We start from the raw sequence: 16,773 nt of genomic DNA, 5'->3' as shown, positions 1-16,773 counted from the left end.
ATTTTTACTTTTTTTATATGAATATTAGTCTTCTTTCTTTACCATCTCAATATGCTCAATATGATCTTCAAAATAAATCTCTCCTTCAGTTTCAAATCCAAATTTTTTATAAAATGGAACTGCATAATATTGAGCACCGATTCTTATCGGTTGTTTACCATGAAGTGTAAATAATGACTCTATGGATTTTTCCATTAAAATTTTTCCTAAACCGGTAGAACGATATTCCTTACAAACTATAATTCTTCCAATGGAAGCTTCATTAAAGGAAACTTTTTCAGGAAAAATCCTGGAATAAGCAACTAATTGTTCCCCTTTATACACTAATAAATGATGCGCTTTATAATCTTTATAGTCCAAATCCTGGTATAAACATTTTTGCTCGACTATAAATACTTCATTTCTTAATCGTAATAAGTTATACAATTCGTCTAAAGTAAGTTGATCAAATTTTTTTAAAACATAATCATAGGGATGAGTGCTACTCTTGGGCATCTTTCATAAATTTTTCTACTTTTTCAACCATTTTTTTTGATCCACAAACAAATGGTGTTCTTTCATGCAATTCAACAGGATTTAAATCTAATATTCGTGTAAAACCATCACTGGCACTTCCTCCTGCTTGTTCCGCAAGGAATGCCATAGGATTACATTCATATAACAATCGTAATTTGCCTTTAGGGGCTTGTGAATAGGAAGGATATAGGTAAATGCCTCCTTTCAACATATTTCTATGAAAATCGGAAACTAAAGATCCGATATAACGGGAAGTATACGGTCTATTTTCTTTTTCTTCTTGACAATATTTTATATAATTCTTAATTCCTTGAGGAAATTTAAGATAATTTCCTTCATTTACGGAATATATTTTTCCATCTTCAGGTATTTTAATATTAGGATGTGAAAGATAAAACACTCCCAAAGCCGGATCTAAAGTAAAACCATTTACACCGTTACCTGTTGTATATACTAACATTGTTGATGAACCGTACACTATATATCCGGCTGCTACCTGTTTATTTCCCGGTTGTAAAAAATCTTCCAATGTTACCGGTCCATCTTCCGATATTCTTCTATAAATAGAAAAAATAGTTCCTACATTAACATTTACATCGATATTGGAAGATCCGTCTAATGGATCAATTAATACCACATATTTACTATTATGTGAATTATCTTTAGAATTTATACTGATGAAGTCTTCATTTTCTTCGGAAGCAATTCCACAAACTACCTCTCTATTTTTTAAGGCTCCAATAAATACATCATTGGCAAACACATCTAATTTTTGTTGCTCTTCACCTTGTATATTCTGATTTCCAATTGCTCCAATAATATCAACGAGCCCAGCTTTATTAACTTGCTGATTAACAACTTTACTGGCTAATCTTATTGCTCCTAAAAGGCGTGACAACTCTCCTGAAGAATATTTAAAATCTGCCTGTTTATCAATTATAAATTCGCCTAAAGTCTGTGAGCTCTTCGATTTCATATTTTATATATTTAGTTTTTTGAATGTTCCAAATATATTGATTTTTGGTTGTACTTTATAAGTAATATGCAGATTTGTCATATATTTGCTGAAGGTCTTTTAATATTTAAAATACTTATTGTACTGTTTATCATTATAATATAAATTTTAAGTCTATTAATACGTGAATTCCCGATGTGTAAAAATTCTTTTTTCACAAGATTTATTTACGGGAAAATGTGTTTTTTATATATTGAAAATATATAACTATCATTTATGAAAGTTTATAAATTTGGAGGTGTTTCAGTACAAAATGAAAAAAATGTACGTGCTATTTTAAAAGTTTTAAACCAAACCGGATACAAATCAACCATTATTGTTGTCTCGGCCATGGGTAAAACGACTAACGCATTAGAAGATGTTATTCAAGCATACTTTCATAATAATGATACTTATAAACTATTAATAGACAGAATAGAGGAGGAGCATTTAGAAATAGTTAAAAAATTATTTTCTAATTATACGGAAGTTTATAACGATATTAAGAATATTTTTAAAAATTTGCGATCTTTACTAACTAACAATACATCCGATAATTTTAATTTCTTATACGATCAAACGGTAAGTTTTGGTGAAATTATTTCATCTAGAATTTTAAGCTCTTTTTTAAATTATTCAGGAATTACCAATACTTGGATTGATAGTAGAAATTATTTAAAAACTGATGATAATTATAGAGAAGGGACTATAGATTGGGAACGTACGCAAAAACAATTTGAAAATTTTGATACTTCTCAAACATATGTTACTCAAGGTTTTTTAGCTTCGAATTCCGGCAATTTTACTGTAACTCTGGGAAGGGAAGGTTCAGATTATTCTGCTGCCATAATTGCCTATTGTTTACATGCTGAAGGTGTTACCATTTGGAAAGATGTTCCGGGAATTATGACCGGAGATCCTGACTACTATGAAAACGCTCAATTATTAAAATCTCTTTCCTATGAAGAGGCTATGGATATGTCATTTTTTGGAGCATCCATCCTTCATCCGAAAACCATTTTTCCTTTGTATAAAGGTGAGATTCCACTGAACATTCGTTCTTTTTTAGAACTTGAAAATCATGGAACTTATATTACGAAAGGAGTTAAGGGAGATCCCAGCGTCTCTTGTTTCATACGAAAATTAAATGTACATTTGCTTACTATTTCTTCCATTTATTTTACTTATAATCTGGAAGATACTCTTTGTATACTCTTCAAACAACTTACTGAACTGAATATTAAAACTAACATGATCAAGGTTTCTGCTTGTTCAGTTTCACTGGTTATTGAAGACAAATTTAATTCAATTAACATTTTACTGAATATACTCGCAAATTCTTTTAATGTAACATTAGAAGAAAATGTGCGTCTATTTACGATAACGAATAGTTCACAAAAAATACGAAATAATTTTAAAAAAGGAAAAACAGTTTTATTAGAACAATTGGTAAAACAAACTTACCAAGCAATTGTAAAAGAATAACAATATGAGTTTAGTCACCTTAGAGGATATACAAAATACTTTAAACCTAAAGAAATTTGGTTTTATTGGAAAGGGTATAGCATGGACCCTTATGAATGTTTCAAAACTTGGTCATATAAATAAATTCTGTACTGAAAATAAAGATTTACCTACCAATGAATTTCTTACTGCAGTTTTAAAACATTTAAAAATTAACTACGAAATTCATGAGGAAGATTTAAAAAGAATTCCTGAAAAAGGACCTTTTATAATCGTTTCCAATCACCCTCTAGGAGGATTAGATGGCATAATTTTAATGAAAATTGTTTCAGAAATTCGTCCGGATTTTAAAATAATGACTAATTTTTTATTGCAAAAAATTGAACCTTTAAAAAAAGTTATTATTCCTGTTAATCCTTTTGAAACCAGAAAAGATACTTTTGACAGTAAAAAAGGTTTTATTGAAACCTTGCGTATCTTGAAAGATAATCATTGTGTTATCATTTTCCCGGCCGGTGAAGTTTCTCATTATTACCCGGATACCAAAGAATATCAAGACAGAGAATGGGTAGAAAGTGCCTTAAAACTTTTGAAAAAAGCTAAAGTACCCGTAATTCCTGTATATTTTCATGCGAGAAACAGTAAGTTGTTTTATAAAATGTATAATATTCATCCGGATTTACAGACTGCGATGCTGCCTAGAGAATTGGTTAGAAAAAGAAAAGCGCCTATTAAAATACGAATCGGTAAACCTATTTCAGTTAAACAGCAAGATGAATATACAGATATCAAGTCTTACGGTAATTTTTTAAGGAATAAGGTATATATGCTTAAATCATTCTATACTACCGTTAAGAATCCATTTAAAAATATAAAGTTTCTTTCAGTATCAGCAATGACTAAGTCTGCTAATTCCAATGAAGTTAAGCCTATTATTAAAGAGACACCTCATGAATTAATCTTAAAAGAAGTTGAGCTTTTAAAAGAAATTGATTGTGAACTATTTTCCAATTCTCAATATGAAGTCTATTTAGCTAAACCTGAAAAAATACCTAATATCTTACGTGAAATTGGCCGTTTAAGAGAAATTTGTTTTCGCGAAGTGGGAGAGGGAACCAATGAACCTTTTGATCTGGATGAATTCGATCAAATTTATCATCACTTATTTTTATGGGATAAAGAAAATAAACTTATCGCGGGTGCTTATCGAATGGGAATGGGAAAAGAGATTTATGAAAAATACGGAATAAAAGGTTTTTATACTGCTTCTCTTTTCGAATATGATTCGGAAGTACATCCTTTCTTTAAAAAAATCATTGAGATGGGTAGGGCGTTTATTTCCAGTGAATATCAAAAAAAACCTATGCCCTTATTACTTTTATGGAGAGGGATTGTACATGTTTGCTTAAGAAATCCACATTATAAATACCTGGTGGGAGGTGTAAGTATAAGCAATCAATTTTCCAACTTTTCAAAATCGATAATGGTTGAATTTATGCGTTCTCATTATTTTGATTCTTATGTTGCTCAATATGTACATTCAAAAAATGAATTTAAAGTTCATCTGAAATCTAATGAAAAAGATTTATTCTTTGATGCTGCGGATAATGATCTTAATAAATTTGACAAGTTAATAGATGAACTTGAGCCCGATTTAAGACTTCCCGTATTGATCAAAAAATATTTAAAACAAAACGCCCGTGTTATTGCTTTTAACGTCGATCCTAAGTTTAATGATGCCATTGACGGATTGATGTATATTAGAATAAGTGATATTCCGGATAGTACTATTAATCCGGTGTTAGAGGAGTTAGATTCTATGGACAAAAAAAACCAAAAGGAAGAAAAATAAACAATTGTTAACAAGTTTATAACTATTCAATTGAAACAAGATTACTAATTGCTTTTATTAAAGTACTCTATACTTAGATTTTCAACACCTTACTAATGTTGAACTTTTTATAAAAATTTAATCTACTATTTTAAAAAGGTAAATAGCTATTATTTACCTTTTTTTATTTCTATACTAGGATTATTTCACATTCTTCCATCCTTTACTAATATTGAGCCTGTCTACAAGCTTATTTAAAGGCTTTTTCTATGTTTTCTTTTATAATAATTATCCCAATAGATAACTGTTCATAAATTGAAAATACCATAAATTAAAATTAGAATAGTTATATCATATTATCATAAAATGCTTATTGGTTGTATGTAAAACTAAGCATTAATAATGTAAAAATAAATTTTTACATTATTAATTTGATTTTATTTAAATAAATAAATATAATTAATGTTAGAGCTGTTTATAATTTATAATTTTAAAATATAATTTTTTAACTACAGAAATGTTTTAAACTTCTAAACTATACTTATAAATTTTAACCTAATATAATATATTAACTATCAATATTTTACAAAATAATACATATATAAGTAATTAATTATGAATTAATTAATAAATATGTTAATAACTTAATTTATTTCAAAAATTCCTTCAATTATATAATTGACTGTAAATCAATAAAATTATATAATTATTATTAAAAATTATTTTTATTAACTCATAAATTTTCAATAAGTTAAAACAATATTAACAATTTAAATAAATTATTGTTAACATTTTTAAACAAAAAATTTTGCTTCAAGAGTTACAATTTCCATTTATAAAGATTTAAGATTTTTGCAAATATTTATAAAACTTTTTAAAAATGAATTTTACCTTCCTTTTGATAAGTTTAATAACAGTTACTTTTTTAAACAGTCACTTTATTAATAACTTCTAAAAATTGTTGATAAGTGATTTAGTTTATTGATTTATACTTATTTATTTTCAATAAATTTTGTTAATATCATATTTAGAAATATTAATAACTCACTATTTCAAAGTTATTAACATATTAACAGGTCTATTATTACTATTACTTTAAATTTTATTTAATTAATTAAAAAAAGATATATAAATAATGATTAATTGTGGAAAAAATTCAGGTTTCAAAATTTCTCTTTTCGTTTTTATGAAGGTATATTTGTAAGAAAAATAAGTAAAAATTATGAAAACAGTTAATGATTTCAATTTCAACGGAAAAAAAGCATTAATTAGAGTTGATTTTAATGTTCCTCAAGATGAAAATCTTAAGGTTACTGATAATACAAGAATTGTTTCTGCTAAGCCAACTATAGATAAAATATTGAAAGATGGAGGTTCTGTAATATTAATGACGCATTTAGGCAGACCTAAAGGTCAGGTTACAGATAAATATTCTTTAAAACATATTGTTGATGAGGTATCAAAAGTTTTAGGTGTTCCTGTTAAGTTCGTTGATGAATGTGTAGGGCCTAAAGCCGAAAAAGCTGCAGCAGAATTAAAACCCGGTGAAGTTTTATTGTTAGAAAATTTACGTTTTCACAATGAAGAGGAGAAAGGAGATGAAGGATTTGCTAAAGAATTAGCTAAGTTAGGTGATATTTATGTAAATGATGCATTCGGAACTGCACATCGCGCTCATGCATCTACTGCTATTATTGCTAAATTCTTCCCTTCTAACAAATGTTTTGGTCTGTTGATGGCCAAAGAGCTTGATGCTATTCAAAAAGTCCTTAAAACAGGCGAAAAACCTGTTACGGCTATATTAGGAGGTTCTAAAGTTTCTTCTAAAATTACTATTATAGAAAACATCCTTCCGGTTGTTGATAACTTAATAATCGGAGGAGGAATGACCTATACTTTTATTAAAGCTCAAGGAGGTAAGATCGGAAACTCTATTTGTGAAGATGATAAACAAGAATTAGCACTAGATATACTTAAAAAAGCAAAAGAAAAAGGTGTAAAGGTATATCTTCCGGAAGATTCTGTTATAGGTGATGATTTTTCAAATGATGCAAATAGAAAAGTAGTCGATACTAATGATATTCCTGATGGATGGGAAGGTTTGGATGTTGGACCTAAAACTATTAAAACATTTTCTGATGTTATTTTAGCTTCTAAAACCATATTATGGAACGGACCTTTAGGAGTATTTGAAATGCCAAATTTTGCCGTTGGTACGAAAGCTATTGGAGATGCTATTGGTGAAGCCACTAAGAATGGAGCTTTCTCTTTAGTTGGAGGAGGTGACAGTGTAGCATTTGTTAAACAAAATAATTATACTGACAAAGTTAGTTACGTTTCTACCGGGGGAGGAGCTATGCTTGAATCATTAGAAGGTAGAGAATTACCCGGAGTAGCAGCTATTTTAAACGATTAGTATTAAAATCTAGAATTATACAATTCATATTAAGAAGCTTGATATTTCAAGCTTCTTTTTTTATATGCTAGTAACTATTCAAAGTAACTTTAATTTTATTATTGCTATAATAAAATTTTAATACATAAAATGTCTAAAAAAAACTATATTTTTTGTATAAATAAATTTATATTTTTGATAATATAAAATATAATATTTAGTAATTTATATCAAAAAGTTCTATTTTTATAGTTTTATTTAATAAATATTTAAACTTTTAAATATCTACTATTACAAATTATCCTCTTTTAAACTTAACTTACTTGTTAATTTAATAATAAAAATTTTGTGAAAATTTTATTTTTTTAAAATATAAATAACAGATGAATAATTACCATCATTCATTCCTTTTAAGTTTGATAAGGCAGCAATGAATGGAAATCTAAAAATTCCTAAAGGATTATTCATATAATTTTCACTGATTAAAGAAATATAGAAACTATCAAAGGGTAGGGGATAAGTATGAATTACTTCAAACTTATGATTATTAAAAAAATCGATAGCTCCTTTTTTAGAATAATGAAATATATGTCGAGGTACATCCCAGGCAGCCCAAAATTCTCTATAAAATTTGGCATCAAAAGATTTGTAATTTGGAACTGCTATTACTATATATCCAACATTTTTTAATTTTAATCTTAATTTTGACAGGATTTCTTCCGGATTAGGGATGTGTTCTAATACATGCCAAAGTGTAATGATATCTAAAGAATTATTTTCAACAGAATCTAAAGAAGTAGTTATATGATTTTCACCAATTTTAGATTTAGCAGTTTCTGCTGCTTTTATATTAGGTTCAAAACCTAGAATTGAAAAATTTTTATCTTTTATGAATTTTAAAAATGTTCCATCTCCACAACCATAGTCTAATAATGTTCCGGACGTTTTGTATTTATTAATAATCTTTAATTTATATTTTTCATTCAATTTTTGAATTAATAAATATATTTTTGATTTTAAAGACTGATCTTTCGAATGGGATAAATATTTTTCACTTTCATAATATTTTGAAAGATCCTCAGGTATTTGGGTAGTTTTTAAAATATCGGTATATTCAGATTTTTGAATTTCAAAAATTTCATTAGATAAGAAGTGATCTTTAATTTTCATTTTCAATTTTATATATATAATATCATATAGTAAAATATTTAGGATTATAAATAAATGTTCCACGTGGAACATTTATTTATAACTTTATATTATCTACCCATGTAAATTAATAAAACATTTATATCGGATGGAGATACGCCACTTATTCTACTGGCTTGACCTATAGTCTCAGGTTTGAATTTCATTAATTTTTGTTTAGCTTCAGTAGAAATACTATTTAATTTTGAATAGTCAAAATTTGAAGGAATTTTTATATTTTCTAATCTATTTAATTTTTCAACATTTTCAAGTTCTTTGTCAATATATCCCTTATATTTAATTTTAATTTCTACTTGTTCAAGTACCTCATCCGAAAAATGATTTGATTTGATATAATCATTTATAGAGGATATGTTTTCCAAGTCTTTTAAGTATATATTAGGTCTAACCAATATACTATCAGCTTTTAAAGTTTGAGAAATAGGTGTTGAATTTTTTTGTAGTAAAATTGGATTAGTTTCTTCTTTGGTTATGGATGTTGATTTTATAAATTCTATACAATTATTCGTTTGCTTGATTTTCTTATCTAAATTTTGCATTCTTTCAGATGATGCTAAACCAAGTGTATAACTTAATGGCGTTAATCGTTCATCGGCATTATCCTGTCTTAAACTCATTCTATATTCTGCACGTGAGGTAAACATTCGATAAGGTTCTTCGGTTCCTTTGGTAATAAGATCATCAATTAATACCCCAATATACGCTTCATTCCTCTTAAGTACAAACGGCTCTTTATTTTGAATTTTAAGTGATGCATTAATACCGGCCATCAATCCTTGAGCTGCTGCCTCTTCATAACCCGTTGTACCATTAATTTGTCCCGCAAAATATAAATGATTAATATTTTTTGTTTCTAATGTATTTTTTAATTGAGTAGGAGGTAAGTAGTCATATTCAATGGCGTAACCCGGTCTGAAAAATTTAGCTTTTTCAAATCCGGGGATTAGTTGTAAAGCTTTAATTTGAATATCATCCGGTAAAGATGTACTAAATCCGTTGATGTAAAATTCAACAGTTTGCCAGCCTTCCGGTTCAGCAAATATTTGATGTCTTTCTCTATCTGCAAATCTGTTAATTTTGTCTTCAATCGAAGGACAATATCTTGGACCTGTACTTTTAATTGTTCCATTAAATAAAGGAGATCTTTCAAATCCTTCACGTAAAACTTCATGAACTTTTACATTAGTATAGGTAATATAACAACTTCTTTGTTTGTCGAGTTTAGGTGTATTAGTATAGGAAAATTTTTGTGGATTAGTATCTCCTTTTTGTTCTTCCATTTTTGAGAAATCTATGCTTCTACCATCTACCCTGGGAGGTGTTCCTGTTTTCATTCTACCGGCCTCAAATCCTAATTTAACTAGATTTTCAGTGATTCCAAATGCTGCTTTTTCACCCATTCTACCTCCGCCGAACTGTTTGTTTCCAATATGGATTAAACCATTTAGAAAAGTTCCATTAGTTAATATTACAGCTTTTGAATAAATAACAGCTCCCATATAGGTTTTAACACCAATAATTTGATCATTTTCTGTTAATAACTCAACAACCATGTCTTGAAAGAAATCAAGATTTGGAATGCTTTCTAATTGTAATCGCCATTCTTCCGAAAATCTCATTCGATCGGATTGCGCTCTTGGACTCCACATGGCAGGTCCCTTAGATAAATTAAGCATCTTAAATTGAATCATAGTTTTATCAGTAACGATACCTGATAATCCGCCCAAAGCATCGATTTCTCTAACTATTTGTCCTTTTGCAATACCTCCCATAGCCGGATTGCAAGACATTTGACCAATAGTCTGAAGATTCATGGTAATTAGTAGTGTTTTTGAACCTAAATTGGCAGCAGCAGCGGCAGCTTCTGAACCTGCATGTCCACCACCTACAACAATAACATCGTATTTTTCTAATATCATTTTAACAGATGTTTCACGTGAAACAAAATTTTTTTATAATTAATTTTTAATAATTTTTATATAAGTCTATATAAGTATTTTCCTTTTTTCTCATAAGTTCAATATCCTTTTCCAATTTATCTTTGTACCCGATGATATGCAGAACTCCATGAACTAAAACACGGTTTAATTCATGATCAAAATCTTCATTATTAATTACTGCATTTTCTTTAACTCTGTCTGTGGAAATGAATATATCACCCGAAATTAATTGGTTTTCTTTATAATCAAACGTAATTATATCCGTGTAATAATCATGATTTAAATATTGAATATTAATCTCTAATAATTGTTCATCAGAGCAAAAAATATAATTTATATCTCCTACACGGCAGGCTTCTTGTTCTATAACTTCTTTTAACCACTTTTTTCTTTTTAATTTATTTTTTAAAATAAAATCATTATTTGAAAAATAATTTATCATTTTTTGTTAATTTGTACTTAGCTAAATTAATATTTAAATTCTGAAATTTTAATATAATAAAATTCTTCATACTATTTACTAATACTATTAAATTTTATAATAACTTTTACATTTAATACCAAGTATACTTTCTGTATAAATTAAGAGAAAATGTTTATAATGAATAAAAATTTTTTAAATAAAGTAATTTTACATAAATAGGATTGAAAAAAATGGTAGTTAACTATTTTGTTAAAACCAATATCCTAAACCAACACTAAATACACCTTTGTTTTGATTGGTAGAAAATGTGTATAATAAGTTAATAGGTCCAAAAGGACTGTCATATCCATATCCCACTCCATAACTAAAATATTTGTATTTAAAATATCTTATATCGTTAAATTCATCTTCAACATTAGCCATGTCTGCATAAATTTTCACATAATGATTTTTTAAGATTTTATAGTTTAAAGAAGAATATAATGAGAATAGTTGATCCCCGGATTTATAGGCAAATGGTAATCCTAAAAATTTACTGAAATTTAAGAAATCTTGTTCAAAATAACCACCGTTAAAATATTTGTATTGTAAAGAAGGCGTATTAAAAGATACTCCTAAAAAATGTTGATTTTCTAAAGCCAATCGATTACCGAAAGGGACTGAATAACTTAATTGAGTTTTAATTGTGGAAAATTTTTCAAAATTAGGAGCATTAGAATAAAATATATATTTAGCAGAGGCATCAAGTTTAAAACCTTTAAAAGGAAAGTTGGAGTTATCTCTCGTATCGGCCTTTATATAAAAATAAGGATTATAAAAAAAACTCTCGTCCTTATTAAAATTTTTGTGATCTACTTCATTAATTCGATCGTAGGAAAAGGGTGAGATGCGCATATAACTATATTCTATACCGGTACCAACGGCATATTTTTCATTTAAGGTAGACTGTAGATAAAGTTGTTGATTAAAGTATCGAATACGATTAAATGAATATTCACTTCTTTTTATATCGGAATAATTAAAATTAAAAGAATTAAAAGTTGTATTAGATCCAATACTTGGTAATATTCCATTATCAATATAATAATTTATATTAGTTCTGAAATTATTTCCAAAAATTACATCAATGGATAAATTGGAATTATTTAATATGAGTTTGTTTAAAGTAACATTAGCTAAAAGAGAAGTTTTATATACATCATCGTAATGAATTCCAAATTTTATGGAATTATTATCTTTTTTATCCAGATATAAGTTAACTTGTTGATTTTCATCAAAATTTTCGGAAGAAAGCTCATAAAAAACCCGATTATAATTTCCCGTAGAATATAAGGCAGAAATTCCTTTATCTAATTTAGTAATAGAGGTATTTTGAGGTAATTTCAAACCTAATTTTCTTTTTATATAAACAGAATCTTTAGAAGAATTACCAATAATGGAAAGTTTAGTAATAAATAAATTTCTTTCGGAAGGTAGTTCCTGTATTCTCGGTCTATTGATAGTATCAAAACCTTGTAATTTTGCAATTTTTAATAGCTCAGGAAACGCCTTTTCTCCGGCTAGTTTTCCTTTATACAAAATGGAATCCTTTTTATCAAAATCGGTTACCTCATAATTCTTTACATCTGGTCGAATTAGTAAATCTACATAACTTCGTTCGAAATCCGTTTTAATATTAATACGATAGCTAATAATTTGACTAATAATATTTAATATTGATTTGATTTCATTCGCTTTTTGTAAACCATTACCTAAATCAACTCCAATTATGATATCCATGCCTTTATCTCGTAACGCTCGGGAAGGAAAATTATTAACAATTCCACCGTCAATTAAAGTTTTATCATCAATTTTAACCGGTTCTATAAGAGAAGGATAAGCACCACTGGCCAAAACACTGAGAGGAAGAAAACCTTTTTCCATTTGCTCTTCGTCACCGGTTTCTAAATTTGTTGCTATGCATAAGAAAGGTATCGGTAGTTTAGAATAATCATGAATATCATGAACATTGTACAATAAATTAGTTAAAAGCATTAAAGGTCCTTGTCCCTTACTTAAAGCTGATGGAAAAACTACTTTAAAATTGGAAATAGGTAATGTTAAAATATATTTTTCTCTGTAAGATTTATCAAAAAAAGGAATAAAATTTCGATTTCTGTCCTGTAAAAAAAGTTCGTTAAAATCAATGCTTTTAATGATATTTCTCATTTCTTTAGGTGAATATCCTGCAGCATATAATGAACCTACTATGGCACCCATACTGGTTCCGCTTATATAATCAATTTTAATTCCTGCTTTTTCAATAGCCTCGATAACTTCCACATGAGCGAACCCTTTAGCACCTCCGCCACTAAGAACTAAACCTACTTTGGGTCTACGATTTAAAGAATCCTGAATTGATATAAAAGTTGAATCTCTATTTATACCGTAAAATAAATTTCCTATTAGTAAAATAAAAAATAATAAGTATTTTTTACAAAATTTCATAATAGCAAATATATTAAAAACATGTAATTTATATAAGTAATAATAAAATAGAAAGAATTGGTAAGTTTTTTTTAGATTTACTTAAAAATATACTTAGTATTACATTTATTTTTTAAAATCTATTTTAAAAGGAAAGATGGTACTATTCATAAATAATGAATTTAAAATTTATAACTATTAATTGAGATATAGTGATTAAAACAAATAATTAAATAATATTAAAAATAGATTTAACTATATATATTTTACTTATATAAATGGAAGAAATAAAGAAAATTAAAATTCTTTTTAGAATCCGATCCATGGAAACCGGAGGTGTTCAAAAAGTCTTACTAAATATTTTAAATCATTTAGATAAGAATATTTTTGATGTTACTTTATTGTTGAATCTATATCAAGGAGAATTAATTAAAGAAATACCGGAATCCATTAAAGTTCAATATATAGGAAAAGGAAGAGAATTTATGAATTCAAATTCTTTTATAAAAAAATTTCAATTAATCACTAGGGCTGCAAAATTAAAATTGTATTCAAAATTTCCTCGATTACTATATAAAAATCTAAAACTCTATGATCAAGATGTTGAAGTAGCTTTTTTCCATTATAATTACGATGATGTTTTAAACAGTCCTAATCTAAAATCCAAAAAAATAGGTTGGATGCATGGTGATATAAAAAATATTACCATAAATGGAAATAAAGAGAAATTTGTAGCGAAATTTTTGAGATTTAATATCATGGTTTATGTTTCACAACAAACTATGGAAAGTGCAAAAAGTTTTAATGATCAGATAGCTGCAAATGCTAAGATTATTTATAATCCAATAGAGGTTGATGATATCATAGCTAAATCCAAGCTGAAACCAACTATAAAAATCAGTTCACACAAAAATGATTCAATACAATCATTTATATCAGTTGGAAGAATAAAACCGGGTAAAGGCTATCAACTTTTAATTGAAGCTCATAAAAAGCTAATTGATGATGGATTATATCATAAAATATATATCGTTGGAGAGGGAGAATATAAAGAAGAATTACTAAAAAAAGTAAAAGAATATCGTATAGAAGAAACATTTATATTTTTGGGAGAATATAGTAATCCCTACCCGTTGATTAAAGAAGCAGATTATTTTATCCTTCCTTCATTTTCAGAAGCGTATCCTTTAGTTATTGCGGAAAGCCTTATATTGGAAAAGCCGATTATAACTACCGATGTTGGAGGAATTAGAGAAATGATGGTAGACCAAGAAAACGGTATATTCATTCCAAGTAATAATGAACAAGCCCTATATGAAGCAATGAAAACCCTGTTGTATGACCCAAAAAAAGTGCAATTCTTTATCGAAAATAATAAAAATTGTAAAGAAATTTTCTCACCAGTTCCTATATATAAAGAAATAGAAAAGCTGTTAACAAAGTAAAAAAATCAATGAATGGAAAAAAATTCCGTAATAACAGTAATAACACCCACTTATAATAGGGCTCATACGCTCGATAGAGTCTATGAATCACTAAAAAAACAATCATTCAAACAATTTATGTGGATAATTATGGATGATGGTTCTACGGATTCGACCAGTCAGTTGGTGCAAAAATATATAGATGAAAATAGTATTCCTATAGAATACTATAAAGGAAAAAATCGTCATAAATTTATTACCGTATTTGAAGGAATTAAGAAGGTAAAAACACCTTATTTTGTAATTATCGATTCAGATGATAGTTGGCCTGAAAATTCATTTGAAATATTGTATGAAGAAGTTTGCAGTATTGAAAACCAAGATCAATATATTGGAGTAATTGGACATTCAGCAGATACGGAAGGAAATTTAGTAGGAAGTTATTTCCCTGAAAACGGATTTATAGGTTCTATTTTAGAAATGCGGTATAAGTACAAAGTAAAGGGAGATAAAAATGGTATTTTTATAACAAAGAGTTATCAAAGAGAATTGGATAAATTTGATTATTTAATTTATGAAAATAAAGGCTATATTCCTCAAAGTGTTTTCTTTACCATTTACGATGCAAAAGGGTTAAAAACAAAATTTATTAATAAGATAATTCGTACTTATCATAAAGACGATAACGATTCAGAATCGGTTTCCAATACCCGTTGGAAGGGCAAAAATATTTTCGGATTAAGAGAGGGATATAAAGCCATGCTAAACAATTATAGCTATCAGTTATTTTCATATCCTAAAACTATGCTTAGAAATTTAATCGGATTTCAATTTTATTCCTTTTTAAATAAAAAATCTTTAGCGTCAAATATTACAGACATTACTAATCCTTTAATTAAGACTATGAGTGTTTTAACATTGCCATTTAGCTATATATATTATTTTATAAATAAAAGATAGCTGTAATAAAAAAATGAAAAAGTTATTGTTTATAACCTATTCACTAGGTAAATCCGGAGGAGTACAAACCGTTTTAACTAATTTAATGAATGAACTATGTACTAAGTTCGATATAACGGTTTTATGTTTGGATGGAAATGAGGAATTTCTATACGATTTAAACCCTAAAATTAAGTCAGTGGTTTTAAATTCTTTTGGAAATACAAAATCATTTAAGGCAATGGTTCTAATTAACAAATACTTTTCGTGGTTGCCAAAGAAACAAAACATTAAAAATTATATTTATCAATACGGGGTATATTGCCTATTAAAAAAATGGTTAAAAAAAAACCATCAGAATTATGATACCATAGTTTCTTGCAGATATACCCTTTCAAGCATGTTGTCCACCATGAAAGGAATAAATAAGAAAACATGGGCGTGGGAACACATAAACTATAAGATGGGAGGTTTTTTTTGGAATACCCTTATGCGACCATATTACAAGAATTTAAAAGGAATTATTTATATAAATAAAGAATCCGAGGGACATTATAAAAAGATAAATCCTAACAGCTATTTAATTTATAACCTCATAGGTGATCCTTTTGAGAATATGCCATTTATATGTTGTGAAGAAAAAGAAAATACCATTTTATTTGTCGGACGGCTACACCCTGAAAAAAATATAAGGCAACTGGTGGAAATATATTCTAATTTAAAAGAAAAAGAAGGGTGGAATTTTAAAATAATCGGAGAAGGATCTGAAAAAAGTTATTTAGAAAATTATGTAAAAGATCATCCTCATTCACATATAGAGATATTGGGAAATAAGACAAAAGAAGAGGTGTGTAACTATATGATGAAAAGTAAAATTTTAGTACTAGCATCAGAATCTGAGGCTTTTGGTCTGGTACTGGTTGAATCTATGTTTTGTAGTAATATTTTGATTTCTTATGATTGTGAATTTGGTCCTGCTTCAATAGTAAATAATAATAATGGTTTTCTAATAAAGCATCATGATAAAGAAGATTTTACAAATAAGCTTCAATTATTAATAACTGATGAAGAGTTGTTAAAAAAATTAAATATATCTTCTTATGAAGAATCTAAAAAATGGAAAAAGGAAAACATTATTTCAACATGGAAAATTCTTTTAGATAAAAATTAA

12 protein-coding genes are annotated in these 16,773 nt (G+C 27.5%); 6 read left to right on the top strand and 6 right to left on the bottom strand.

The features are described from left to right. Nucleotides 1–24 precede the first annotated feature (24 nt). Entirely contained in the window at nt 25–495 is a 471-nt protein-coding gene (locus GFU93_RS05090) for a GNAT family N-acetyltransferase (RefSeq protein WP_160567767.1), read from the bottom strand. Continuing rightward, nucleotides 482–1,492 carry a class 1 fructose-bisphosphatase gene (fbp, locus tag GFU93_RS05085; RefSeq protein ID WP_105296477.1) on the bottom strand — a complete coding sequence of 337 codons (1,011 nt, stop codon included), beginning with the start codon at nt 1,490–1,492 and terminating at the stop codon, nt 482–484. Before fbp ends, GFU93_RS05090 begins: the two co-directional genes overlap by 14 nt. 255 nt (nt 1,493–1,747) lie before the next feature. Between fbp and GFU93_RS05080 the strand changes: the two genes are divergently transcribed. The 3 genes from GFU93_RS05080 (at nt 1,748) to pgk (ending at nt 7,221) form a co-directional block, all read left to right on the top strand. Then, entirely contained in the window at nt 1,748–2,995 is a 1,248-nt protein-coding gene (locus GFU93_RS05080; RefSeq protein ID WP_160567765.1) for an aspartate kinase, read from the top strand. A 4-nt stretch (nt 2,996–2,999) separates the two neighbouring features. Further along, the gene (locus tag GFU93_RS05075) at nt 3,000–4,826 is read left to right on the top strand and encodes a lysophospholipid acyltransferase family protein (protein ID WP_160567763.1); all 1,827 of its coding nucleotides are present in this window, start codon (nt 3,000–3,002) and stop codon (nt 4,824–4,826) included. A gap of 1,201 nt (nt 4,827–6,027) precedes the next feature. Further along, on the top strand, nt 6,028–7,221 hold the full coding sequence (gene pgk, locus GFU93_RS05070; protein ID WP_160567761.1) for a phosphoglycerate kinase: 1,194 nt from the start codon (nt 6,028–6,030) through the stop codon (nt 7,219–7,221). A gap of 336 nt (nt 7,222–7,557) precedes the next feature. Here the strand turns inward: pgk and GFU93_RS05065 are convergent, their stop codons facing one another. The 4 genes from GFU93_RS05065 to GFU93_RS05050 all read right to left on the bottom strand — a co-directional run bounded on the left by GFU93_RS05065 (nt 7,558) and on the right by GFU93_RS05050 (nt 13,260). Beyond that, nucleotides 7,558–8,370, bottom strand: a complete 813-nt coding sequence (locus tag GFU93_RS05065) for a bifunctional 2-polyprenyl-6-hydroxyphenol methylase/3-demethylubiquinol 3-O-methyltransferase UbiG (protein ID WP_160567759.1) — start codon at nt 8,368–8,370, stop codon at nt 7,558–7,560. A gap of 89 nt (nt 8,371–8,459) precedes the next feature. After that, nucleotides 8,460–10,328, bottom strand: a complete 1,869-nt coding sequence (mnmG, locus tag GFU93_RS05060) for a tRNA uridine-5-carboxymethylaminomethyl(34) synthesis enzyme MnmG (protein ID WP_160567757.1) — start codon at nt 10,326–10,328, stop codon at nt 8,460–8,462. Between the two features lie 46 nt (nt 10,329–10,374). Continuing rightward, on the bottom strand, nt 10,375–10,791 hold the full coding sequence (gene ybeY / locus GFU93_RS05055; RefSeq protein WP_105296471.1) for an rRNA maturation RNase YbeY: 417 nt from the start codon (nt 10,789–10,791) through the stop codon (nt 10,375–10,377). A 231-nt stretch (nt 10,792–11,022) separates the two neighbouring features. Continuing rightward, nucleotides 11,023–13,260: a patatin-like phospholipase family protein gene (locus GFU93_RS05050; protein WP_160567755.1), complete on the bottom strand. Its 2,238-nt coding sequence runs from the start codon at nt 13,258–13,260 to the stop codon at nt 11,023–11,025. Between the two features lie 257 nt (nt 13,261–13,517). Between GFU93_RS05050 and GFU93_RS05045 the strand changes: the two genes are divergently transcribed. From GFU93_RS05045 to GFU93_RS05035, 3 genes are read left to right on the top strand one after another with little or no spacing between them, the layout of a single operon-like run. Beyond that, a complete protein-coding gene (locus GFU93_RS05045) occupies nt 13,518–14,684 on the top strand; it encodes a glycosyltransferase (protein WP_160567753.1) in 1,167 nt (388 codons plus the stop codon). Between the two features lie 12 nt (nt 14,685–14,696). Then, complete coding sequence (locus GFU93_RS05040; protein WP_160567750.1) at nt 14,697–15,623, top strand: glycosyltransferase family A protein; 927 nt, start codon at nt 14,697–14,699, stop codon at nt 15,621–15,623. 13 nt (nt 15,624–15,636) lie between these two features. Then, nucleotides 15,637–16,773, top strand: coding sequence for a glycosyltransferase (locus tag GFU93_RS05035; RefSeq protein ID WP_160567748.1), 1,137 nt, complete (start codon nt 15,637–15,639; stop codon nt 16,771–16,773).

Origin of the sequence: Apibacter sp. B3546, from assembly GCF_009827885.1 — a bacterium.
Classification (GTDB): domain Bacteria; phylum Bacteroidota; class Bacteroidia; order Flavobacteriales; family Weeksellaceae; genus Apibacter.
This window is presented reverse-complemented; position numbering and strand designations above follow the sequence as displayed.

What these genes read in the sequence shown, in the direction of transcription:
- GFU93_RS05090 (WP_160567767.1), bottom strand. Translation starts at nt 495, where the DNA reads ATGCCCAAGAGTAGCACTCATCCCTATGATTATGTTTTAAAAAAATTT.
- fbp (WP_105296477.1), bottom strand. Translation starts at nt 1,492, where the DNA reads ATGAAATCGAAGAGCTCACAGACTTTAGGCGAATTTATAATTGATAAA.
- GFU93_RS05080 (WP_160567765.1), top strand. Translation starts at nt 1,748, where the DNA reads ATGAAAGTTTATAAATTTGGAGGTGTTTCAGTACAAAATGAAAAAAAT.
- GFU93_RS05075 (WP_160567763.1), top strand. Translation starts at nt 3,000, where the DNA reads ATGAGTTTAGTCACCTTAGAGGATATACAAAATACTTTAAACCTAAAG.
- pgk (WP_160567761.1), top strand. Translation starts at nt 6,028, where the DNA reads ATGAAAACAGTTAATGATTTCAATTTCAACGGAAAAAAAGCATTAATT.
- GFU93_RS05065 (WP_160567759.1), bottom strand. Translation starts at nt 8,370, where the DNA reads ATGAAAATTAAAGATCACTTCTTATCTAATGAAATTTTTGAAATTCAA.
- mnmG (WP_160567757.1), bottom strand. Translation starts at nt 10,328, where the DNA reads ATGATATTAGAAAAATACGATGTTATTGTTGTAGGTGGTGGACATGCA.
- ybeY (WP_105296471.1), bottom strand. Translation starts at nt 10,791, where the DNA reads ATGATAAATTATTTTTCAAATAATGATTTTATTTTAAAAAATAAATTA.
- GFU93_RS05050 (WP_160567755.1), bottom strand. Translation starts at nt 13,260, where the DNA reads ATGAAATTTTGTAAAAAATACTTATTATTTTTTATTTTACTAATAGGA.
- GFU93_RS05045 (WP_160567753.1), top strand. Translation starts at nt 13,518, where the DNA reads ATGGAAGAAATAAAGAAAATTAAAATTCTTTTTAGAATCCGATCCATG.
- GFU93_RS05040 (WP_160567750.1), top strand. Translation starts at nt 14,697, where the DNA reads ATGGAAAAAAATTCCGTAATAACAGTAATAACACCCACTTATAATAGG.
- GFU93_RS05035 (WP_160567748.1), top strand. Translation starts at nt 15,637, where the DNA reads ATGAAAAAGTTATTGTTTATAACCTATTCACTAGGTAAATCCGGAGGA.